At 68.6% G+C, this 19,732-nt stretch carries 21 protein-coding genes; 10 read left to right on the top strand and 11 right to left on the bottom strand.

What is annotated here, in order from left to right; all coding sequences use genetic code 11:
- Window positions 1-9: 9 nt before the first annotated feature.
- A complete protein-coding gene (locus tag K8556_RS24800; RefSeq protein WP_223742556.1) occupies window positions 10-525 on the bottom strand; it encodes a GreA/GreB family elongation factor in 516 nt (171 codons plus the stop codon).
- An 85-nt stretch (window positions 526-610) separates the two neighbouring features.
- Between K8556_RS24800 and K8556_RS24795 the strand changes: the two genes are divergently transcribed.
- Together K8556_RS24795 and K8556_RS24790 are read left to right on the top strand one after the other, a co-directional pair.
- The gene (locus K8556_RS24795) at window positions 611-892 is read left to right on the top strand and encodes a rhodanese-like domain-containing protein (protein ID WP_223742555.1); all 282 of its coding nucleotides are present in this window, start codon (window positions 611-613) and stop codon (window positions 890-892) included.
- Between the two features lie 17 nt (window positions 893-909).
- Entirely contained in the window at window positions 910-1,800 is an 891-nt protein-coding gene (locus K8556_RS24790; protein ID WP_223742554.1) for a DMT family transporter, read from the top strand.
- A 10-nt stretch (window positions 1,801-1,810) separates the two neighbouring features.
- Here the strand turns inward: K8556_RS24790 and K8556_RS24785 are convergent, their stop codons facing one another.
- The 4 genes from K8556_RS24785 to K8556_RS24770 all read right to left on the bottom strand — a co-directional run bounded on the left by K8556_RS24785 (window position 1,811) and on the right by K8556_RS24770 (window position 4,623).
- A complete protein-coding gene (locus K8556_RS24785) occupies window positions 1,811-2,743 on the bottom strand; it encodes an alpha/beta fold hydrolase (RefSeq protein ID WP_223742553.1) in 933 nt (310 codons plus the stop codon).
- Window positions 2,744-2,895: 152 nt separating this feature from the next.
- On the bottom strand, window positions 2,896-3,114 hold the full coding sequence (locus K8556_RS24780) for a hypothetical protein (protein WP_223742552.1): 219 nt from the start codon (window positions 3,112-3,114) through the stop codon (window positions 2,896-2,898).
- Between the two features lie 83 nt (window positions 3,115-3,197).
- Window positions 3,198-3,770, bottom strand: coding sequence for a class I SAM-dependent methyltransferase (locus K8556_RS24775; RefSeq protein WP_223742551.1), 573 nt, complete (start codon window positions 3,768-3,770; stop codon window positions 3,198-3,200).
- 49 nt (window positions 3,771-3,819) lie between these two features.
- Complete coding sequence (locus K8556_RS24770; protein WP_223742550.1) at window positions 3,820-4,623, bottom strand: prolipoprotein diacylglyceryl transferase; 804 nt, start codon at window positions 4,621-4,623, stop codon at window positions 3,820-3,822.
- Between the two features lie 536 nt (window positions 4,624-5,159).
- On the opposite strand from K8556_RS24770, the gene K8556_RS24765 reads away from it, so the two are divergent.
- On the top strand, window positions 5,160-6,572 hold the full coding sequence (locus K8556_RS24765) for a S8 family serine peptidase (protein WP_223742549.1): 1,413 nt from the start codon (window positions 5,160-5,162) through the stop codon (window positions 6,570-6,572).
- A gap of 57 nt (window positions 6,573-6,629) precedes the next feature.
- Window positions 6,630-7,091: a hypothetical protein gene (locus K8556_RS24760; RefSeq protein ID WP_223742548.1), complete on the top strand. Its 462-nt coding sequence runs from the start codon at window positions 6,630-6,632 to the stop codon at window positions 7,089-7,091.
- A 155-nt stretch (window positions 7,092-7,246) separates the two neighbouring features.
- Here the strand turns inward: K8556_RS24760 and K8556_RS24755 are convergent, their stop codons facing one another.
- Window positions 7,247-7,849 (bottom strand): malonic semialdehyde reductase, encoded by a 603-nt coding sequence (locus K8556_RS24755; protein ID WP_223742547.1) that lies wholly within the window; start codon window positions 7,847-7,849, stop codon window positions 7,247-7,249.
- A 130-nt stretch (window positions 7,850-7,979) separates the two neighbouring features.
- Here K8556_RS24755 and K8556_RS24750 point away from each other — a divergent pair, with 130 nt between their 5' ends.
- A complete protein-coding gene (locus K8556_RS24750; RefSeq protein ID WP_223742546.1) occupies window positions 7,980-8,330 on the top strand; it encodes a helix-turn-helix domain-containing protein in 351 nt (116 codons plus the stop codon).
- A gap of 28 nt (window positions 8,331-8,358) precedes the next feature.
- On the opposite strand, the gene K8556_RS24745 is transcribed toward K8556_RS24750, so the two are convergent.
- From K8556_RS24745 to K8556_RS24735, 3 genes are all read right to left on the bottom strand, one after another.
- Window positions 8,359-9,105, bottom strand: coding sequence for an SDR family oxidoreductase (locus K8556_RS24745; RefSeq protein ID WP_223742545.1), 747 nt, complete (start codon window positions 9,103-9,105; stop codon window positions 8,359-8,361).
- Window positions 9,106-9,262: 157 nt separating this feature from the next.
- Entirely contained in the window at window positions 9,263-10,486 is a 1,224-nt protein-coding gene (locus K8556_RS24740) for a PLP-dependent aminotransferase family protein (protein ID WP_223742544.1), read from the bottom strand.
- 2 nt (window positions 10,487-10,488) lie between these two features.
- Entirely contained in the window at window positions 10,489-10,959 is a 471-nt protein-coding gene (locus K8556_RS24735) for an Lrp/AsnC family transcriptional regulator (RefSeq protein WP_120620617.1), read from the bottom strand.
- A 255-nt stretch (window positions 10,960-11,214) separates the two neighbouring features.
- On the opposite strand from K8556_RS24735, the gene K8556_RS24730 reads away from it, so the two are divergent.
- The 5 genes from K8556_RS24730 (at window position 11,215) to K8556_RS24710 (ending at window position 17,752) form a co-directional block, all read left to right on the top strand.
- The gene (locus tag K8556_RS24730; RefSeq protein ID WP_223742543.1) at window positions 11,215-11,925 is read left to right on the top strand and encodes a TetR/AcrR family transcriptional regulator; all 711 of its coding nucleotides are present in this window, start codon (window positions 11,215-11,217) and stop codon (window positions 11,923-11,925) included.
- 9 nt (window positions 11,926-11,934) lie between these two features.
- Window positions 11,935-12,930, top strand: coding sequence for a 3-oxoacyl-ACP synthase III family protein (locus K8556_RS24725; RefSeq protein WP_223742542.1), 996 nt, complete (start codon window positions 11,935-11,937; stop codon window positions 12,928-12,930).
- Between the two features lie 40 nt (window positions 12,931-12,970).
- Window positions 12,971-14,527, top strand: a complete 1,557-nt coding sequence (locus K8556_RS24720; RefSeq protein ID WP_223742541.1) for a long-chain fatty acid--CoA ligase — start codon at window positions 12,971-12,973, stop codon at window positions 14,525-14,527.
- A 51-nt stretch (window positions 14,528-14,578) separates the two neighbouring features.
- Window positions 14,579-15,634: an alpha/beta hydrolase gene (locus tag K8556_RS24715; RefSeq protein ID WP_223742540.1), complete on the top strand. Its 1,056-nt coding sequence runs from the start codon at window positions 14,579-14,581 to the stop codon at window positions 15,632-15,634.
- A gap of 213 nt (window positions 15,635-15,847) precedes the next feature.
- Complete coding sequence (locus K8556_RS24710; RefSeq protein WP_223742539.1) at window positions 15,848-17,752, top strand: triacylglycerol lipase; 1,905 nt, start codon at window positions 15,848-15,850, stop codon at window positions 17,750-17,752.
- Window positions 17,753-17,801: 49 nt separating this feature from the next.
- Here K8556_RS24710 and K8556_RS24705 read toward each other — a convergent pair whose 3' ends face one another.
- Both K8556_RS24705 and K8556_RS24700 read right to left on the bottom strand, forming a co-directional pair.
- On the bottom strand, window positions 17,802-18,395 hold the full coding sequence (locus K8556_RS24705; protein ID WP_223742538.1) for a DUF4276 family protein: 594 nt from the start codon (window positions 18,393-18,395) through the stop codon (window positions 17,802-17,804).
- A complete protein-coding gene (locus K8556_RS24700) occupies window positions 18,395-19,627 on the bottom strand; it encodes an AAA family ATPase (RefSeq protein WP_223742537.1) in 1,233 nt (410 codons plus the stop codon). Before K8556_RS24700 ends, K8556_RS24705 begins: the two co-directional genes overlap by 1 nt.
- Window positions 19,628-19,732: the final 105 nt, after the last annotated feature.

The raw sequence follows: 19,732 nt of genomic DNA, 5'->3' as shown, positions 1-19,732 counted from the left end.
GGGCTCAGCTTAGGCGACCCCCAACACCGTCCACTCGCGCACTTCGCCCGCGAGCGTCACCTCCACGGTGTCGCCGGCCTTCTTGCCCAGGAGCGCGCGGCCCACGGGGGAACTGGGCGTGATGACGGACAGGAAGCCGTCGCCGCCGGGGCCGGTGAGCTCGGTGCCCGCGCCCGCGGGGAGCACGAAGAAGGTGCGCTCGGCGAAGCCGTCCTCGTCCTCGGTGCTGCAGTCCACCAGGGCGCCCAGGCCCACGGGGCCCTGGCGGGGGAAGCGGGGCAGCTCCTTCTGGCTGAAGGCGGTGAGGGCCTGGAGTTCTTCCTGGAGGCGGCGGGCGCGCTGGGCCTGACCGGTGGCGAGGCTGCCGTACTCGATGGCGGCGCGGCCGTCCTCCTTCTTCTCGGACTCCGTGGCGAGGCTGCGGGCGGCCTCGCGGGCATCGGCCTCCGCGCGGTGGGCCAGCCGGTCGCTCTGCTGGAGCCGCTCGGACAGTTGGTGGAGCAGGGTGAGCTTGTCGAGTCGCATGGGTATCGTTACAGGACTGTAGCGCCCGGTGCGGCGGCCTCCAGTTTTCAGCCCGGCGGGGCCCCGGGCTTGATTGAATGGGCGCATGACGCCTCAGGAACGCTCGCAGAAGGCCCACGAACTCGTCGCCCAGGGCGCGGTGCTGCTGGATGTGCGCACCCCGGAGGAGTTCCAGCAGGGACACCCGGAGGCCGCCCGCAACATCCCCGTGCAGGTGCTGGCCCATCGCCTCTCCGAGGTCGGCCCGGTGGGCACGCCCGTGGTGGTGTACTGCGCGGCGGGGGGCCGCAGCGCGGTGGCCGCGGAGCTGCTGCGCAAGGGCGGCTTCCCGGACGTGTTCGACCTGGGGTCCGTGAAGAACTGGTAGGCGCGCTGAAAAGCGCCATGCAGACCCGCACCGCCGGCTTCCTCCTCGTCGCCCTGTCCGGCGCCTCCTTCGGCGCGCTGGGCCTGTTCGCGCGCCTCGCCTACGCGGCGGGCACGGACATGCCCACGCTGCTCTTCCTGCGCTTCACGCTGGCGGGCCTGGTGCTCGCGGGCGTGATGGTCGCGAAGGGCGGAAGGTGGCCCCGGGGCCGCCTCCTGTGGGGCCTGGTGGCGCTGGGCGCGGTGGGCTACTTCACGGAGGGCAGCGTCTACTTCATCGCGCTCCAGCACGCGTCCGCCGGGCTGGTGGCGCTCCTGCTCTACCTCTTCCCCGCGCTGGTGGCCCTCATCCAGGTGGCCCTGGGACGCGAGCACCTGAGCCGCCGCCGCTGGCTGGCGGTGGCGCTGGCCCTGTGTGGCACGGCGCTCACGGTGGACCCCGGCCCGGACGCGAAGCCGCTGGGCATTGGCCTGGGCGTGCTGTCGGCGGTCATCTACGCGCTCTACGTCCTGTCCAGCGCGCGGGTGGCGGGGCCGGCGGGGCCGCTCGCGGCGAGCACCGTCGTCCCGCTGTCCGCGGGGGTCGCCTTCGGGGCGCTGATGCTGGTGAAGGGCCCGTCCTTTCCGCAGACGCCGGGGGGCTGGGGCGCGGTGGCGGGGCTGGCGCTGCTGTCCACGGTGGTGGCCATGCTGACGTTCTTCGCGGGCCTCAAGCGCATTGGCCCGGTGAACACGTCGCTGCTGTCCACGTTGGAGCCGGTGATGGCGGTGGTGCTGGGCGCCATCTTCCTGGGCGAGCGGCTGTCCTTGCGGCAGGGCCTGGGCGGCCTGCTCATCCTGGTGGCGGTGGTGGTGCTGGCCCGGGGCGACTCCGGCCGCCCGGCGGAACCCGGGGCGGCCGGAGCCTGAGCCCGGAGGGCTACAGGCGCTGGAGGAAGTGGTGCACGTCGTTCACGAAGCGCTGCGGGCGCTCGGCGTGCGGCGCGTGGCCGGTCTCCGGGTAGAGCAGGTACCTGGAGCCGGGGATGGCGCGGGCCAGGGCGCGCTGCTCCTCCACGGAGAAGAAGCCGTCGTGGTCCCCGCCGATGATCAGCGTGGGCACGCGGATGCGGCCCAGGCGCGCGGAGTGGTCCTCCGCGATGAGCCCGTCCAGCGCGTCCTGCCACACGCGCGCGGGCAGCTTGGCGCTCTCCGAGACGAGCGTGTCCAGGTACGACGCGGGGATGGGCGCGTAGAAGGTGCTGGCCTGGAACTCGTGGATGAAGGCGGGGTCCACGGGGTCGGTCAGCGTGTCCACGATCTCCTTGAGGCCCAGGGCCACTTCATTGCCCGCCACGGTGGGCGCGGAGCCTACGAGCACCAGCCCCTTCACGCGGTGGGGGAAGTCCAGCGCCACCTGCTGCGCGATGAAGCTGCCCATGGAGTGGCCCACGAGCACGGCGCGCGACACGTGCTTCGCGTCGAGGAACGCCACCACGTCCTTCGCGAAAGCCTGCTGCGTGTAGCAGCACGCCGGGCGGGACGAGTCCCCATGGCCGCGCTGGTCCAGCGCGTAGAGGTGGAAGTCGCGCGGGAAGCGCGGCAGGTCCAGGTCCCAGGTGTGGTGCGAGTCCGTATAGCCGTGCAGGAAGACGACGACGGGCCCGTCCTGGCGGCCCTGCTCGACGTAGCGGAGCGTGACCCCGGTGGACAGCCGCACGGAGCCCTCACGGGGACTGGCTCCACCGTGACGGTCGGAGTCCGCCAGGGCGGCCGGAGCACTCACGAGGTCGGGCGTGGACTCCGAAGCGACGTCGGGTCCACAGCCGGCGAACACGAGCACTGCGAAGAGGGGGCGAAGGGCGCGCAACATGCGTCAGGGCCTCACGGGATGGGACGCGGCGGGGAGGTCCGCCGCGAGCACTCACGCCATCCTAGGGAGACCTCTGACATCCCGTCGGTGAATCCATCCTGGCAGGTCGGAAGTGACCTGCCGGGGCGGGTCGTACGAGCCCCCATTCCGGGTTACGGACAGTCTCCCCGGAAGCCGTCGCATTCCACGAAGCCAGAGGCTCCACCGCGGTAGATGCACTCAATCTCGCCGTGACAGGCGAGCGTGCTGCCGTCACCGCAGACGACCTCCACATCGCAGGGCCCCTGCTCCCAACCGGTGGCCCAGGCCACTGCGGGAACCAGCACGCCCAGCGCCACGGCCACGCACGACACCAATGCCATCCACTTCATGGACACACTCCTCGCCCTCTGGGCGCTGAGAAAGGGTTTCCATGGAAGTCTGGTATGGCGGCTCCAGCCCCGTCAAACCCTGCTCAGGGCTTCCGCGCGAAGATGAGCTCGCCCACGCCGCCCAGGTGCTGCTCGCGCTTGAGGATGTGGAAGCCCGTGGCCTCCACCAGCCGGAAGGTGTCCCGGTTGAGGCGGCAGCCGCCGGTCAGCTTGCGCCACGCGGGCGTCAGCAGGTCCTGCGCGGTGGCCACGGCCGGGTGGGGGGCCCGCACGTGCTCCATCAGGCGCAGCTCGCCGCCCGGCTTGAGCACCCGCATCACCTCCGAGAGCGCCGTCGCCGGTGCGTCCACGCAGCAGAACACCAGGCTGGACACCACCGCGTCGAACGAGCCGTCCGTGAACGGCAGCGCCTGCGCGTCCGCCTGGAGCAGCGCCACGCCGCTCCGGCGCATCCGAGCCCGCGCCAGCGCTCCCAGGTCCACGTCCACCGCGGTCACCGACGTCACCGTGGCCGGGTAGCCCGGCAGCGCCATGCCCGTGCCCACGCCCACCTCCAGCACCTTGCCGGACAGCCCCTCCACCAGGTGCCGCCGGGCGGCGTTCAACCCCACCCAGCCCAGCGGCGCCATCAACGCGTCGTACGCCAGTGCCTTCACGCGGTACCCCCCACGAAGCGAGACGAAGCGATGCGAAACGTGGGCGCTGCTACCGCGCCGTCTCCACCCGGCCCTGCGGCGCGGGCGGCTTGTGCGAGGACGCGCTCGGCGCCTGCTTGCGCAACAGGCCCCACAGGCCGTACGCCACCAGGAGCAGGCTGCCGTACTGCGCGGGCGTCAGGCCGAAGTAGCGCGCGTCCACGTACGACAGGTCCGTGGCCCGCAGGAAGTCCAGGCCGAAGCGGCACGCCGCGTACAGCAGCGCCAGCAGCGGCAACAGCCGGCCCTTCATCTTCGGCAGGTCCCGCACCGCGTACAGCAGGCCGGTGAGCGCGAAGAGCACCACCGCGTCGTAGAAGCCCAGGTCGTGCCGGTTGCCATTGGGGAACTGCACCGCCAGGAAGAAGTCCGTCAGCTTCCCCGGGTGGTCGTGCACCGCGAAGCACCCCAGCCGCGCCACCGCCCAGCCCGGCGCCACGCCCAGCGCGAAGCTGTCCGCGTAGTCGTTGAAGCGCAGCTTCTTCACCCGGAAGAACACCACCGCCGCCAGGATGCCGCCCAGCAGGCCTCCGAAGGAGGACAGGCCATCCCAGAACCGGAGGATCTGGAACGGGCTCTTGGACAGCTCCTCCGGGTGGTAGAAGAACAGGTGCACCCAGTGGCCGAAGAGCATGCCGGCCGCCACCCCCCACATCGCGAAGTCCGCCAGCGGGTTCGGGTCCAGCCCCTCGCGCTCCGCCTGCTTCGTCAGCAGCCGGGCGGCCAGCAGGATGCCCGCCGCCACGAAGACGTTGAAGGGGTTCAGCTCCAGGGGCCCCAGCTTGAACGAGGGGGCGTGCCAATAGGGAATCAAGGGGGCTCCAGAAAGGCCAGGGCTCCGCGCGGATGTACTCCGGGCGGATGGAAGCCGAACAATCGGCGCATCCCGGGCTTCCCTCCACCTCTTTTTCACCCCCGCGCCCGCCGGGCTCGCAAGCCCCGCCCGGACGCCCTCTTGGGCCCCCGCCCCTCCTGCCTGCCCCTTCCCCACATCCGCTGGTGGACAGAACCCGTGTGCGCCCCCCGCCACTGCCCTCGTCCCACGGAGGGAATCCGTTGTCTTTCCGGAGGTTCGGGGAAGCCGAGCGAGGACCGAGACCCCAGACAAGAGGTGTCTATTACGGGAATCCCGTGATTTTTTGTCAGGGGGTCGCGGTCAAATCCCCCGGTCGGCCCCCAGCGCATGGGGAGAGGGGAGGGCAGGTGATGCAACGGCTCCGGGCGCGCGCCCGCGAGCCCGACCCACCGGATCCGAAGGGGCTTGTCAGGGTCCCCAGGTGGGCGCGGTCGTAGCGCGGGTGCTCTGCCTTCGAGGCCCTGCGCGGATTGAGCGGTCCAAGGAGCACACCCATGAAGTCTTTCCTGTTGGTACCCAAGGAGTCCATCGAGACGCAGGCCCGGCCCGGAGTGCGTGGCACGGCGCAGGGCGAGCGCGTCCTCAGCCGCAGCACCGCGCTGCGCTTCAGCGCGGCCCAGAAGGCACCGGATGCCCTCACGGCCCTGGGCCTGCGGTCGGCCACGCTGCCTGGGATGAAGCCGGAGGTCAGCGACCAGGCGCGGCGCGGACGCAAGGGCGGCCGCGGCAAGAAGGGCGCGAAGTCCGCGGATGCCACGCCCCTGCCGGGCGCGCCCGTGTCGGAGCCCATCGGCGCGGAGGCCGGCAGCTACCGCTTCATGCCGCTCATCGGCGCCACCATGGCGCACTTCTACTCCCCGGACGCGGAGAAGGCGGCCCGGGGCGAGCTGGCGCGGGAGTTCGAGTTCATCCCGGACGTGGTGCCCCTGTCCTTCCCCGGTCCGGTGTCCGCCGGACAGACGGGGCCGCGCAACCGCGGCATGAGCTCGCTCGCGCAGCGCGAGTGGCCTGACGAGTCCGGTGTCCCCCTGGCGCACGCCCAGGGCATCCGGGGCGCCGGCGTGATGCTGGGCATCCTGGACACCGGCGTGGACGCGGACCACCCGGAGCACGCGAGCAAGACCATCCAGTTCCGCTACGTCTCGCTCTTCCCCAACTCGCCGCACAACCCCGCGCGCGACGTGCGCGGCTTCGACCCGGACGGCCACGGCACGCACGTGTGCGGCATCGCCGCGGGCGTGCACCACGGCGTCGCGCCGGAGGTGGACCTGTACGCCGCGTCCGTCATCGAGTCGGAGACCATCCGCACCAGCCTGGGCCGCGTGGCCGCCGGCATGGAGTGGCTGCTGCACCAGTTCAGCCGTCCGGAGAACGCGTCGCGTCCCGCCGTCGTCAACCTGTCGCTGGGCTTCCCGCTGCAGCCGCCCCCGGGCATCTCCGAAGCGGACTACCTGCTCAACCAGCGCGCGCTGCAGGCCATGCTGCGTCGGCTTCTGGACAGCAACATCCTGCCCATTGTCGCGGCGGGTAACAGTGGACCCGACACGGTTGGTTACCCAGCGGCCTTTCCCGAGGCGCTGGCGGTGGGGGCAGTCGACTTCGAGCGCAACGTGGCCACCTTCTCCGCCAGCGGCGCCGTGGGGCGTCGCGTCGTGCCTGACGTCATGGGCTACGGGGTGAATGTGTATTCGTCTACTGAACGCCGCTGCAACAATCAGGCGTTCTATGAACGAATGAGCGGCACAAGCATGGCGGCGCCATATGTCGCGGGAATCGCCGCGCTGTATCGTTGCCGTGCCCCTGACTTGACGGCGTTGGAAGTGAGAGATTTGATTCTGGCCAATGCCATCAAGCTTCCTCGCTCGGCGAACCACCGGACGGGGAAGGGCCTGGCTGTTTTCAGGTGACGCGGTAGTTGCCGGGGCCGGTGCCACGTGAGCACCGGACCTGGGGAGGATGTGGCCATGCGCAGGAAGAATGGCGTGCCGGGCGAACCCCAAGACATTTCGGCCCGGATGTCCTCCGTCGCCGCCGTGCGTCCGCTGCCGGGCAGCGGAGGCACGGTGCGCGCGTTGCCGGGCTCCGGCGGCGTGGAGCGTGACGCCCAGCCGGGCGGCGACATCGACGTCACGGTGATGCCCCGGGAGTCGGCCGCGCCGAAGCGTCCCGCCGCGGCCTCACGGGCACCCATGCGTTCGCGCGCGGACATCTACAAGGAAGGCCAGGCGGAGAACGCCCGCTTCCGCGAGAGCTTCATGCGCTGGCTGGAGGCACACCAGTTGGTGGGCGCCGTGCGCGCCATGAGCGAGCCGGGCGGTTCCCTGCCCATGCTGCACCTGAGGTGCGCCCCGCGCGTGCTGGACCAGCTTCGCCGCGCGCCCGAGTTCGAGGCGGGCACGATGATGCCGCTCGAGCAGTTGTACTAGGCCCGCCCCACCGCGCTTGCCTCCCGTCACCGGCCCCGCGCCCCGTGGAACCGACGCCGGGGCAGCTTCTTCCTGATTAACCTAGAAACTCAGGATTGTAGCCGCCTGATGCCATTGAACGGGGGGCCGAGTGCGCTGTCTGGGATTGGACGGCGTCAGACCAGCCGGCAGGCGTCCTCGAAAGACAGGCGCGGGTTGCGCGGGAAGAGCTTCGCCGGGTCGCCGTAGCCCAGGTTGAGGAGGAAGTTCGACTTCCAGCCGGTGCCCTGGAGGAAGGCCTCGTCCACCTTCGCCTTGTCGAAGCCGCCCATGGGGCCGCAGTCGAGCCCCAGCGCGCGCGCCGCGAGGATGACGTAGGCGCCCTGCAGGGTGCCGTTCAGGAAGGCCGCCTGCTCGCGCGCCTCCGGCGTCTGCGCGGCGAAGACGCTCTTCATGTCGCGCGAGGGGAACAGCCGGGGCATCTGCTCGTGGAACGCGGTGTCGTACGCCACGATGACCGTCACCGGCGCCTGCATCGTCTTGTCCACGTTGCCCGGGGACAGCGAGGGCTTGAGCTTCTGCTTGGCCTCGTGGCTTCGCACGAACACCAGGCGCACCGGCTGGCTGTTGACCGCGGTGGGCGCCATGCGCGCCAGCTCGTAGATGCGGCGCAGCGTCTCGTCCGTCACCGGCCGGTCCTGCCAGCCCGAGTGCGTGCGGGCCTCCGTGAAGAGCAGCTCCAGCGCGTCCGTGTCCAGGGCCGTGTTCGGCGTCGCCATGCGTGTCGTCCTCCGTTGCGAACCCCCCATGGCTACCCGCGTCACTTTTAATTTGCAAGTAACTTCCAAAAAGTAAGTGTGTGCCGCGAGGAGGGGGCGGGCGCTATACTTCCGGGGGGAGGCGGACACGATGCATGACGACTCAAGCCCGCTGTGCACGCGGTTCCTGGCGGCGGCGGACCTGCTGGGCCGGCGCTGGACGGGCGTCATCCTGCGCATCCTGATGGACGGGCCGTGCCGCTTCGGGGAGCTGACGGAGCGCATCGGCACCATCAGCGAGCGCGTCCTGTCGGAGCGGCTCAAGGACCTGGAGGCGGAGGGCATCGTGGAGCGCCACGTGGACCCGGGCCCGCCCATCCGCTCCGAGTACCGCCTGACGCAGAAGGGTCAGGCGTTCTGGAAGGTCATCGACGAATTGGGCAAGTGGGCGGAGCGCTGGGTGGACGTGAAGCCCGCGCCCCGGAAGCGCAAGAGCGCCTGAGGTCCGGGGCGCGGTTGCAGCGGACGGCCTAGAAGTTGTGGCCGCCGTCCACGTCGATGGTGCGGCCGTTGAAGTAGTCGCACTCCACGATGAACTTCACGGCCTGCCAGATGTCCTCCGGCTCGCCGATGCGGCCCACCGGGATGGCGGCCACCAGCGCGTCGCGGGCCTTCTGGTTCATGCCCTGCGTCATGGGCGTCTCAATCATGCCCGGGGCGATGGCGCCCACGCGGATGCCGAACGGCGCGAACTCGCGCGACCAGGTGACGGTGTTGGCGGCGAGCGCGGCCTTGGCGGACACGTAGTTGGACTGGCCGCGGTTGCCGTGCCGCGCGATGGACGACATGTTCACGATGACGCCGGGGCGCTGGTCCGTCTCCACCATCTTGGAGACGACCTCGCGCACCATCAGCGTGGCGCCGGTGAGGTTCACGCCGATGACCGCGTTCCAGTCCGCCGTGGACAGCTTCTTGATCTGCCCGGTGGTGCGGTCCTTCTTCACGAGCAGCGCGTCGCGCAGGATGCCCGCGTTGTTGATGAGGCCGTTGAGGCCGCCCATGGCGCCGTGCGCCCACTGCACGAAGTCCGTGACGTCCTGCTCGCTGGACACGTCCAGCTTGCGGCGGTGGATGCCCGCCGGCAGCGCCGCGAGCTTCTCCTCGTTCACGTCGCCAACGGCCACCTGGCCGCCCGCCTCGTGGATGCGCTGCGCGAAGTGCGCGCCCATGCCCTGCGCGCCACCGGTGACGATGATCTTCAGGTCCTTCAGATGCATGTGCCTCTCCTGGGCGTCCAAAGAAAAAACGCGCGCAAGGGTACGCACACCGCGCGGGCGCTGGCCAGCGCCGCGGAGGCTGAAACCTGAATCAAGCTTCAACTTCTCATGAGCCCCAGGCCCCCGACGCGGTGCGTTGGGGGCCGGGGTGCTGGAACTAGAGGGCGTCCGAGATGACGGAGCCCAGCCGCTTCATGCCCTCGTGGATGAGCTCGGGCGGGCGGTTGGAGTAGTTCAGCCGCATGAACTGGGGCTTCTGGTCGTTGGCGAAGAAGGGCGCGCCGGGGACGAAGGCGACCTTCTGCTCCACGGCGCGGGGCAGGAGCTTCGCCGCGTCCAGACCGCCGGGCAGCTCCACCCAGAGGAACATGCCGCCGTCCGGCCGGGTCCACTGGGTGCCCTGGGGCATGTGGGCCTTGAGCGCGTCCAGCATCGCGTTGGCGCGCTGGGCGTAGATGGGCATCAGCGCCTGGATGTGGCCCGCGTAGTCGAACGTCTCCAGCAGCCGCGCCGTGGCGCGCTGGGCGAGCGTGGCGGTGTGCAGGTCCGTGGCCTGCTTCGCGATGGTCATCGGCTTGAGCAGCGCCTTCGGGCCCGTCACCCAGCCCAGGCGCAGGCCCGGGGCCAGCGTCTTGGAGAAGGTGGACAGGGACAGCACCACGCCCTGGTCGTCCAGCGACGCCAGCGACGGCAGGTGCACGCCCTTGAAGCGCAGCTCGCCGTACGGGTCGTCCTCCAGGATGATGAAGCGGTGCTCCTGGGCCAGCCGCACCAGGGCCTTGCGGCGCTCCAGCGACAGGGTGGTGCCCTTGGGGTTCTGGAAGTTGGGGATGACGTAGAGCAGCTTCGGCTGCCGCTTCTTCAGCAGGGCCGCCAGGTCATCCATGTCCATGCCCGCGTCGTCGCTGCGCACGGTGGCGAACTCCACCTCGTAGCCGCCGAAGGTCTGGAGCGCCGCCAGGTAGCTGGGGTCCTCCACCACCACCAGGTCACCCGGGTCGAGCAGGATCTTCCCCGCCAGGTCCAGGCCCTGCTGCGAGCCGCTGGTGATGAGCACCTGGTCCGCGTGGACGTTCTGGCCCTTGCGGGCCAGGTGCCCGGCGATCCACTCGCGCAAGGGGGCGAAGCCCTCCGTGGTGCTGTACTGGAGCGCGGAGCGCCCGTCCGCGTCGCTGGCGAAGGTCTCCGCGAACGCCCTGGCGATGGCCTCCTTCGGGAAGAGCTCCGGGGCGGGCAGGCCGCCGGCGAAGGAGAGGATGTCGGGGCGCTCGGCGATCTTGAGGATTTCGCGCACCGCGGACGTCTTCATCCGGGACATGCGCTGGGACAGCCGGTAGGCCGGAGGAGGGGGCAGGGGTGCACTCATAGCGTCCGCGCTCATGTTCATTCTCCGTTCAACAGCTCATCGGGGACACGCACGTGCGTGTCTTCCTTCAAGGTCGACAGGACGATGGTGGTGCTCGTGCGGGTGACGCCCGGGATGGTGCGCAGCGTCTCCACCAGCAGCGAGTCCAGCGTCCGCGTGTTCGCGGTCTTCACCTTCAAGACGTACGAGTCCTGCCCCGCGACCCGGTGGGCCTCCAGCACGTCCGGCAGCTCCGCCACCTTGCGCGCGAAGCCCTCGAAGTGCTTGGGGTGCTCGATGCTCACCCCGATGAAGGCGGTGATGTCCTTGCCCAACTGCGTCGCGTCCACGCGCGCCGTGTAGCCGGTGATGACGCCCTTCTCCTCCAGCTTGCGGATGCGCTCCGCCACCGCCGGCTGGGACAGCTTCACCCCGCGTGACAGCTCCAACTGCGTGGCCCGGCCATCGCGCTGAAGCATGTCCACGATGCGATAATCCAGGGCGTCCATGGGGCTTTAGACCTTATTTTTATAAGCGGTCTTGGCAGTGGACGGTGAAGTTATATGCACTTGTCCGGAAGTGCAAGTCCGTTTGCACGCAAAATGGTTGGGGGTGGCGGAGCGTCCTCCACCCGACCTCCCGGGGCTCCAGGCAGCCAGGCGCGCGAGGTGTTTGACGCCGCGCGTCCATGTCTGTCTTTGACGCAAGGAGCCATCCATCCGCTTTTGACAGGGCGGTCGGCCGGGTGCTACCCGTCCTGAAAGATGAATCGCCCTTCAACTTCAGAACGCGTCCCTGTCACGCCGCGCGGCCAGCGGACGCGGCAGAAGTTGTTGAAGGCCGCGGAGGCGGTGTTCGGTGACAAGGGCTACGAGCGCGCGTCCATCGCGGACCTCACGCGCAAGGCCAGCGTCGCGCTGGGCACCTTCTACGTGTACTTCCCGGACAAGCAGTCCATCTTCGTGGAGGTGGTGGACGAGCTGGGCGCGCGCCTGCGCCGCCTCATCGCGGAGTCCACGGCGGCGTGCACCACGCGCCTGGAGGTGGAGCGCGAGGGCCTGCGCGCCTTCTTCCAGTTCGTGCGCCAGCACCCCAACCTCTACCGCGTGGTGCGGCAGGCGGAGTTCGTGGACGCGGACTGCTACCGCCGCTACTACGACCGCTTCGCCAAGGGCTACGTGCGCGGCCTCCAGCAGGCCATGGACGCGGGCGAGGTGCGCCGCATGGACCCGGAGGCGCTCGCCTACTGCCTGATGGGCATTGGCGACTTCCTGGGCATGCGCTGGGTGCTCTGGGAGGAGGACATGGGCCTGGAGCGCGTGCTCGACACGGCGATGACGCTGCTGTCCCACGGCCTGCCTCCCCACCTCCAGTCCGTGCCGCCTCCCCCGAAGGCCGCGGCGAAGCCGCCGAAGCCCACCCCCCCGAAGTCGAAGTCCTCCCCCCGTCGTCCGTCACGCGGTCCCCGGAGCTGAAACACCGTCATGCGTTACGCGAACATCCTGTCCACCGGCCGCTACGTCCCCGAGAAGCTCCTCACCAACGCCGACGTGGAGAAGATCCTCGGCGAGAAGGTGGACGAGTGGCTCCAGCAGAACGTGGGCATCAAGCAGCGCCACGTGATGGCGGACCACCAGGCCACCAGCGACCTGGCCGTGGCCGCCGCGAAGGAGGCGCTCGCCCGCGCGAAGGTGGACCCCAAGGAGCTGGACCTGGTGCTCGTGGCCAGTGACACGCCGGACTACCTGTCCCCCGGCACGTCGTCCGTGGTGCAGGCCAAGCTGGGCGCGGTGAACGCGGGCACGTACGACATCAACGCCGCGTGCGCGGGCTGGGTGACGGCGCTGGACGTGGCGTCGAAGACGATCTCCTCGGACGACAGCTACCAGCGCATCCTGGTGGTGGGCGCCTACGGGATGACCCGGTACGTGAACTGGAAGGACAAGAAGACCTGCACGCTGTTCGCGGACGGCGCGGGCGCGGTGGTGCTGGGCGCGTCCGACAAGCCGGGCTTCCTGGGCGCGAAGCTGCTCGCCAACGGCGAGTACCACGACGCGCTGGGCATCTACACGGGCGGCACGAACCGGCCCGCCACGGTGGAGACGCTGGCGCTCACGGACGGCAAGCCCGCGGTGCAGTTCGTGCGCAAGTTCCCCTCCACGTTCAACACCGAGCGCTGGCCCATGCTGCTGGACACGCTGCTCAAGCGCGCGGACCAGACGCTGGACGACGTGAAGCTGTTCGTCTTCACGCAGCTCAACCTGCGCACGATTGAGGCCACCATGAAGGCGCTCAACCAGCCCATGGAGAAGGCGCACTACACCATGGACAAGTGGGGCTACACGGGCTCCGCCTGCATCCCCATGACGCTGGACGACGCGGTGGTGCAGGGCAAGGTGAAGAAGGGCGACCTGGTCGCCTTCTGCGCCAGCGGCGGTGGCCTCGCCATGGCGTCCGCCCTCTACCGCTGGACGGCCTAGTCCCCCCACACCCCGCCTCATTCAGACAGGAGTTCTTCGCATGTTCATCGGGGACTGGATGGGGCGGGGTGCCCTCTACTGGCCGGACGCGGTGGCCGTGGTGGACGTGGCCCGCAAGGACGCGGGCCGCTTCACCTACAAGCAGATGAACGCGCGCGCCAACGCGCTCGCGGGCTGGCTGCGGGACGTGGCGGGCGTACAGCGCGGCGACCGCGTGGCCATCGTCGCGCACAACGGCGTGGAGTACCTGGACACGCTGTTCGCGTGCGCGAAGCTGGGCGCCATCTTCGTGCCGTACAACTGGCGGCTGCACGCGGCGGAGCTGGCGGACGGCGTGCGCGCCATCCGTCCGCGCGTGCTCCTGTTCGGGGACGACTTCAAGGACGCGGTGGCCCAGGTGCGCGAGCGCGTGGGGGACGGCCTGCGCCTGGTGTCGCTGGAGGCGCAGGGGCTGCCGGGTGCCGACCCGTACGCGCAGGCCATGGCGTACGCGCCCGCCGCTCCGGTGACGAACGACGCGGTGAGCGAGGAGGACATCCTCTGCCTGCTCTTCACCGGCGGCACCACCGGCCGGTCCAAGGGCGCGAAGGTGTCCTACCGCATGGTGGCGTGGAACACGCTCAACACGCTGGTGCATGAAATCCGTCAGGGCGACGTGACGGTGACGCACACGCCGCTGTTCCACACGGGCGGGCTGCTCGTCTACACGCTGCCCCTGCTCACCGTGGGCGGCACCGTGGTGCTGATGCGCCGGTGGGACCCGGACGAGATGCTGGGGCTGGTGGCGAAGGAGAAGGTGACGCTCTTCTTCGCGGTGCCCACGCAGTACCAGCAGTTGATGGACTCGCCGCGCTGGAGGGGGACGGACTTCTCCTCCGTGCGCTTCGTCACCAGTGGCGGGGCGCCGCTGCCGGTGCCGCTGCTCCAGGCGTGGCAGGCGGTGCACCCGGTGCCCTTCAAGCAGGGCTTCGGCATGACGGAGTTCGGCCCGGGCATCTTCAGCATGGGGCCGGAGTTCGCGGTGTCCAAGGCGGGCTCCATCGGCCGGCCCAACTACTTCATCGACGCGAAGCTGGTGGACGACGCCGGCCACGCGGTGCCCGTGGGCGGGGTGGGGGAGCTGGTGCTGAAGGGGCCCTCCATGTGCTCCGGCTACTTCGAGGACGACGCCGCCACGAAGGAGGCCATCAGCGCGGACGGCTGGTTCCACACCGGGGACCTGGCGCGCGTGGACGCGGACGGCTTCTTCACCATCGCGGGCCGCAAGAAGGACATGTTCATCTCCGGCGGAGAGAACGTGTACCCGCTGGAGCTGGAGACCGTCCTCTACGAGCACCCCGCCGTGCAGCAGTGCGCGGTGGTGGGCGTGCCGGACGCGAAGTGGGGCGAGTGCGGCCGGGCCTACGTGGTGCTCAAGCCCGGGGCCGAGGCCTCGGCGGAGGCGCTGCTCGAGCACCTCAAGGGCCGGGTGGCACGCTTCAAGGTCCCCAAGCGGGTGGAGCTGGTGAAGTCCCTGCCGGTGTCCGCGGCCGGGAAGATTCTCAAGCGCGAGCTGCGCGAGGCGGCCATCGCCGCTGACGCGCGGGCCGCGTCGTGACGCACGGGTTTTCCTCTTTCCAGTTCAAGCAACACAACCAGGAGCGCGCACATGGCTGATTCATCCAGGAAGGTCGAGATCCGGGACATCCCCACGCAGCGGCTCCGGGTGCGCGCGCGGCTCGTGGGCGAGGAGGGCTTTCCCGTCATCTTCGTGCACGGCAACTGTTCCTCGTCCGCGTTCTTCGAGTCGCTGATGAAGACGCTGCCCCAGGGCTTCCGGGGCATCGCGCCGGACATGCGCGGCTACGGGCACACGGAGGAGAAGACCATCGACGCGACGCGCGGCATGCGCGACTTCGCGGACGACCTGCTGGCGCTGATGGACACGCTGTCGTTGAAGCGCGCGGTGTTCGTGGCGCACTCGGCGGGCGCGGGCATGGTGATGCAGTTGTCCATCGACCATCCGGAGCGCGTGGCCGGCCTGGTGGTGGAGGCGCCGCTGTCCCCCTACGGCTTCGGCGGCACGAAGGACGCGGACGGCACGCCGTGCTGGGCGGACTTCGCGGGCTCCGGCGGCGGCACGGCCAACCCGGACTTCGTGCATCGGCTGAAGACGAAGGACCGCTCCACGGAGTCGCAGACGTCGCCGCGCAACGTGATGAACGGCTGCTACGTGAAGCCGCCGTTCCGCCACCCGGACGAGGAGATGCTCCTGGACTCCGTGCTGGACACGCACGTGTCGGACGAGCTGTACCCGGGCAACTTCGCCAAGTCGCCGAACTGGCCGGGCGTGGCGCCGGGCACCACGGGCATGAACAACGCCATGGCGCCCGCCTACTACAACACCTCCTCCTTCGCGACGCTGACGAACGGGCCGGACGTGCTGTGGATCCGCGGTGCGGACGACGCCATCGTCTCCGACACGTCCCTGTTCGACTTCGGCTTCCTGGGCAAGCTGGGCGCGGTGCCCGGCTGGCCCGGCGAGGAGCAGTACCCGCCGCAGCCCATGGTGTCGCAGATGCGCAAGGTGATGGAGCGCTACGCGGCCAACGGCGGCCGCTACCGCGAGGTCGTCCTCCAGGACACGGGCCACAGCCCGCACCTGGAGAAGACGAAGGAGTTCCACGACCTGCTCGTCCCGTTCCTCCAGGAGCACGCCCGCTAGGCGTTCCTGACGCGCGGTGAGGCACGCGAGGGCCTTCCGGGGAGCCCCTGGGGCCCTTCGTGCGTCCCGTGTGTCCACTCTCAGTCGCAGTCCGCTGTCGCCGCACCCTTCACCGAACCGGAGGTCCGCATGCGAAGCACCTGGAGTTTGTCGCTCACGGCCGCATTGCTGATGGCAGGTTGCGGGGCTGAACCGCCCGCGGAAGCGCCCCCGATGGAAGAGGCCGTCGGTACGGCCGAGGCCCCGCTGGACGCGGACCTGGCCCCGTACTTCGACGCCATCCCCACGAACTTCACCACGCCCTACCGCGTGGTGGGCACGTACACGCCGCCCTCGTGGTCCTGGGGCCAGATTGAGCTGCTGGAGGGCCGGCAGCGCTTCCGCACGGAGTACTACAACCCGCGCACGCTGAAGCTGCGGGACCAGGACACGTACCAGTCCAGCGACTACCCGCTGAAGACGTACTTCGGTTCGCTGAACCAGCAGTTGGTGAACGCGTTCAACCTCTACTACGGGAACAGTTGCGCCACGACGGCCGGGGCCACCTGTCCCGCGCCCGGCCCCACCAAGCCGGAGGCGCGCTTCGTCCTGCTGCACAAGGGGCGGGCCACCGCGGCGCGCACCTGCAACGTCAACCTGACGCCGACGCTGCTGGTGCACGGCGCCATCCAGGACGCGAACGTCTGGCTGTTCCCCAACGGCAACAACGGCTCGGGCGGCACCTACGGCGGCGCGGCGCAGTTGACGGGCATGGTGCAGGACCTGGAGTCGAAGGGCCGCTGCGTGTACGCGGTGACGTTCGGCTCGTTCCACGGCGACAACTTCAACCACGCCATCCACGTGGCCAACGCCGTGCAGCGCGTGAAGGCGCTGCACCCGGGCGTGGCGCGGGTGGACGTGGTGGCGTGGAGCAAGGGCGTGCTGGCGGTGGACCCCTGGCTGGCGAACGCGGCCACGTGGGGCGGCTTCAGCACGACGCGCTTCTTCGAGCGGCTGGCGAAGGAGCAGGCGTCGCAGGTGCCGGCGTATGACGACTCGGTGCGCGTGTACGTGCCGCTGTCCGGGCCGCACAAGGGCATCGACCTGAACTTCCGCCACCCCATCCACACGCTGACCATCGCGAGCACGGCCTCCAACGCGCCGGTGGGCCGTGGCCCGATGCCGTGGACGTACTTCTCCGCGATGCAGTGCGTGACGTTCGGCTATGACGTGCCCTGGTTCAAGAACCCCTACGCGGAGAGCGTGTGCGCGGGTTCCGGCGGCGTGTGGACGGACTACTTCCGCCGCATCTACCTGTCGAACATCACGGGCCTGTCCAGCACGGGCACGCCGGTGTACTCGAGCTCGCTGCAGACGCTGAACACGAACCAGGGCCTGTCTTCGTCGTCGTTCAAGTTCGACGACTACAACATGAGCCTCTTCGGCGCGGTGGACACCAGCGGCAAGTACGTGACGGCGTACCCGGGCCAGTTGCAGGCGGCGTATGACCTGCGCGGCACGTACCCCATCCCGGACCGCAGCGCGTCCGCGTGGGACAACATCGATCCGGACGAGAACCGCTACTTCCCCTGGCTGGACACGAAGCTCATCTACAACCCGTACAACCCCTGGGTCGCCGCGGGCTACATGGCGTCCAGCGACCACCGCGTGTGCCGCACGACGGCGTTCGACCCGGCGGGCTCGCCGTGCTTCGCGTACCACGCGTACAACACGAACCAGAACCGTGAGGGGTACGACTCGCTGATGTACGGCAAGTACCGCATCATGGACGGCCTGGGCATCAACGCGGCCATGGAGATGGGCGGCAAGTTCATCACGCGCTTGGCGGAGCACGGCCTGGATTCGCGCCTGCCGTCGCTCTACGTGCTGTACGGCACGACGGGCGGCTCTCAGCCCTTCGAGACGGACGGCATGACGTCCACCACGTCCACGCTGCGCAGCGACGGCGTGCTCTTCGAGGCGAGCATCGCGGCGGTGACGCAGCTCACCCAGGGCTGGACGTCCACGAAGAAGACCGCCGACGCGAAGCAGGAGGGCATGGCCTATGACCACCTGAGCATGGGCATCACCCCGGCGGTGTGGAACAAGATCTCCGCGCACTTCGTTTCGCGGGATTGATGACGTGATGTGAGGCACGGGCGTCTGTGTGACGCCCGTGCTTCGCGGGTCAGGGGCGCGGTGGGACGGGAACGTTCAGCAGCGTGCCCATGTCCCGGACGAGCTTGTCGAAGGAGTCCGCGCGGCGGGCAGCTTCGAGGTCGAAGACGCTGGTCAGGGCGGGCTGGTCGATGGTTTCCCGATAGCCGCCGGGCATTCTCTGGCTCAACCATCCCTTTGCATCGCGAATTGCTTCTGGATGGGATGGGGGCTCAAGGTTGGTCGGCAACCCGCGCTGGCCTCGCAGGGATTCAGCTGCCGCTATGAACCACGCCTCATACTCACACTGCGCAACAACTACAGAAATAAGCCGGTCGGGTCGGTGCTTTCTTGCCCAGTCGAGAAGCCTGGGGCCCAACACGCAGGGCAGATCCTTGTCCGCATCCAGCAGAACAAGGATGCGGCCCTCGCCACCTACCTTTTGGGCCGTTAGCTTGATCGCGCGACCTAAATCTTCATCTTTGACGAGCTGCCCTCTTGGAATGCGGTGGGGAAACAGGACTTCCGGATGGATGGTCGGTGACAAGAACTGAGTCAGCCGCCTCACGAGAATAGGGGCTGCAGCAACCTCTCCATATCCCTCAACGATGAGCCCTAGCTTCATCAGGGATCATTCCCCCAAAGTTTAAGTTGTTCCAGCGCGGGAACGGCCTGGATGTCAGGTGCCAATTGGTTGGCTTTTAGGAGTTCTCCGGCCGTGTAGAGATGGTCACGTAAGGCAGCACGGGTGACTTCATCTACCCTGGCGATAAGGCTCTTACCCTGTTCTGCAACCACCGAGATGATCTCTTCACCATGGATGTTGGAGTCATCGAGTAGTTCAGGACTGTGACTTGTAACGATAACCTGGGCGTACTGCGACGCATCCCGAAGTGCGTCACGAAGAATGCCGGCTGCAGCCGGATGGAGGGCGACCTCTGGTTCTTCGATGCCCACCACCTGGATCCGACGCTCGACTCGGGCTTGGAGTAGTGCGACTAAGATGCCTAGAGCACGTAGCGTCCCATCGGACATGTTGATAGCTGGGAAGCGCCATGGGTCCTTCGCGCCTTCAACGTGTTGACGAAACTCCAGCGTTTCCATGTGGCCAACGCGCTTGGCATCTACACCCTCAACGCCTGGTACGATTGCGCTGAGGTACTCTTCAATGCGCTGCTTTGTTGTGTCGCCATCCAATTTCTCCAAGCGTTCCAGCACGCTCGGAAGGTTGAAGCCGTCGCGAGCAAGGAGTTCTCCCTTATCTGGAGATTGAAGCGCCCTGAGTTGATCCGGGTTGAGGTTGTAGAAGCCCATGTTCGAGAGGGCATCGAAAAGTGGCCGGAACTCAGGCAGTCCTGCGGCATTAACCAAATAGAGCCTATCTTCCGACGCAGGTGGTGCGACCGAAGACGGCTTTAGGAGCAGGGCTCCTTCGCGAACTCGATATTTCGCGTTGCCGACCGCGCACTCTTCTTCCTGCACGACATAGTCGCCATGAGAGCGGGCTCCAACGCTGAATGAGAAATGACCGCTAGCCCCATTAGGAAGCTGGAACTCAATGCGAATTCCGAAGTGTGTAGGGTGACCGCTGGATCGGCGCCGCACCTCGTTGACTCCGCCTCGGTCCCTAAGCGCATGGTCCAGGGAGGTTCTTAACGCGTCAGTGATGAGCCTCAATGCGTCCAGGAAGTTGCTCTTTCCCGAGCCATTCGGGCCCACGAGAAATGTCAACGGTCCTAGTCTGACGTCACATGCCTGGATGCTGCGGAAATTACGCAGTACGACCCGGGACAAGAACGGTACCCGGCTCCCAGGCAGGCTGAAGGAGGACTGCCAGGGGCTCTCGGCGGGAGGCATCGAGGTTTCTCCAAGGGGGCGCTGAACTGCTCCTACACCCACATCGTGCCAGCAGCCCTGGAGGAGCGATAGAATTGTGCGAGGCGCGTCTCTCCACAGTAGCCT

This window comes from Corallococcus sp. AS-1-12 (assembly GCF_020036995.1).
In the GTDB taxonomy this organism is placed as follows: Bacteria; Myxococcota; Myxococcia; order Myxococcales; family Myxococcaceae; genus Corallococcus.
Note: the sequence above shows the minus strand (reverse complement) of the source record. Positions and strands in the feature narration are given on the sequence as shown.

What these genes read in the sequence shown, in the direction of transcription:
- K8556_RS24800 (WP_223742556.1), bottom strand. Translation starts at nt 525, where the DNA reads ATGCGACTCGACAAGCTCACCCTGCTCCACCAACTGTCCGAGCGGCTC.
- K8556_RS24795 (WP_223742555.1), top strand. Translation starts at nt 611, where the DNA reads ATGACGCCTCAGGAACGCTCGCAGAAGGCCCACGAACTCGTCGCCCAG.
- K8556_RS24790 (WP_223742554.1), top strand. Translation starts at nt 910, where the DNA reads ATGCAGACCCGCACCGCCGGCTTCCTCCTCGTCGCCCTGTCCGGCGCC.
- K8556_RS24785 (WP_223742553.1), bottom strand. Translation starts at nt 2,743, where the DNA reads ATGTTGCGCGCCCTTCGCCCCCTCTTCGCAGTGCTCGTGTTCGCCGGC.
- K8556_RS24780 (WP_223742552.1), bottom strand. Translation starts at nt 3,114, where the DNA reads ATGAAGTGGATGGCATTGGTGTCGTGCGTGGCCGTGGCGCTGGGCGTG.
- K8556_RS24765 (WP_223742549.1), top strand. Translation starts at nt 5,160, where the DNA reads ATGAAGTCTTTCCTGTTGGTACCCAAGGAGTCCATCGAGACGCAGGCC.
- K8556_RS24760 (WP_223742548.1), top strand. Translation starts at nt 6,630, where the DNA reads ATGCGCAGGAAGAATGGCGTGCCGGGCGAACCCCAAGACATTTCGGCC.
- K8556_RS24755 (WP_223742547.1), bottom strand. Translation starts at nt 7,849, where the DNA reads ATGGCGACGCCGAACACGGCCCTGGACACGGACGCGCTGGAGCTGCTC.
- K8556_RS24750 (WP_223742546.1), top strand. Translation starts at nt 7,980, where the DNA reads ATGCATGACGACTCAAGCCCGCTGTGCACGCGGTTCCTGGCGGCGGCG.
- K8556_RS24745 (WP_223742545.1), bottom strand. Translation starts at nt 9,105, where the DNA reads ATGCATCTGAAGGACCTGAAGATCATCGTCACCGGTGGCGCGCAGGGC.
- K8556_RS24740 (WP_223742544.1), bottom strand. Translation starts at nt 10,486, where the DNA reads ATGAGCGCGGACGCTATGAGTGCACCCCTGCCCCCTCCTCCGGCCTAC.
- K8556_RS24735 (WP_120620617.1), bottom strand. Translation starts at nt 10,959, where the DNA reads ATGGACGCCCTGGATTATCGCATCGTGGACATGCTTCAGCGCGATGGC.
- K8556_RS24730 (WP_223742543.1), top strand. Translation starts at nt 11,215, where the DNA reads ATGAATCGCCCTTCAACTTCAGAACGCGTCCCTGTCACGCCGCGCGGC.
- K8556_RS24725 (WP_223742542.1), top strand. Translation starts at nt 11,935, where the DNA reads ATGCGTTACGCGAACATCCTGTCCACCGGCCGCTACGTCCCCGAGAAG.
- K8556_RS24720 (WP_223742541.1), top strand. Translation starts at nt 12,971, where the DNA reads ATGTTCATCGGGGACTGGATGGGGCGGGGTGCCCTCTACTGGCCGGAC.
- K8556_RS24715 (WP_223742540.1), top strand. Translation starts at nt 14,579, where the DNA reads ATGGCTGATTCATCCAGGAAGGTCGAGATCCGGGACATCCCCACGCAG.
- K8556_RS24710 (WP_223742539.1), top strand. Translation starts at nt 15,848, where the DNA reads ATGGAAGAGGCCGTCGGTACGGCCGAGGCCCCGCTGGACGCGGACCTG.
- K8556_RS24705 (WP_223742538.1), bottom strand. Translation starts at nt 18,395, where the DNA reads ATGAAGCTAGGGCTCATCGTTGAGGGATATGGAGAGGTTGCTGCAGCC.
- K8556_RS24700 (WP_223742537.1), bottom strand. Translation starts at nt 19,627, where the DNA reads ATGCCTCCCGCCGAGAGCCCCTGGCAGTCCTCCTTCAGCCTGCCTGGG.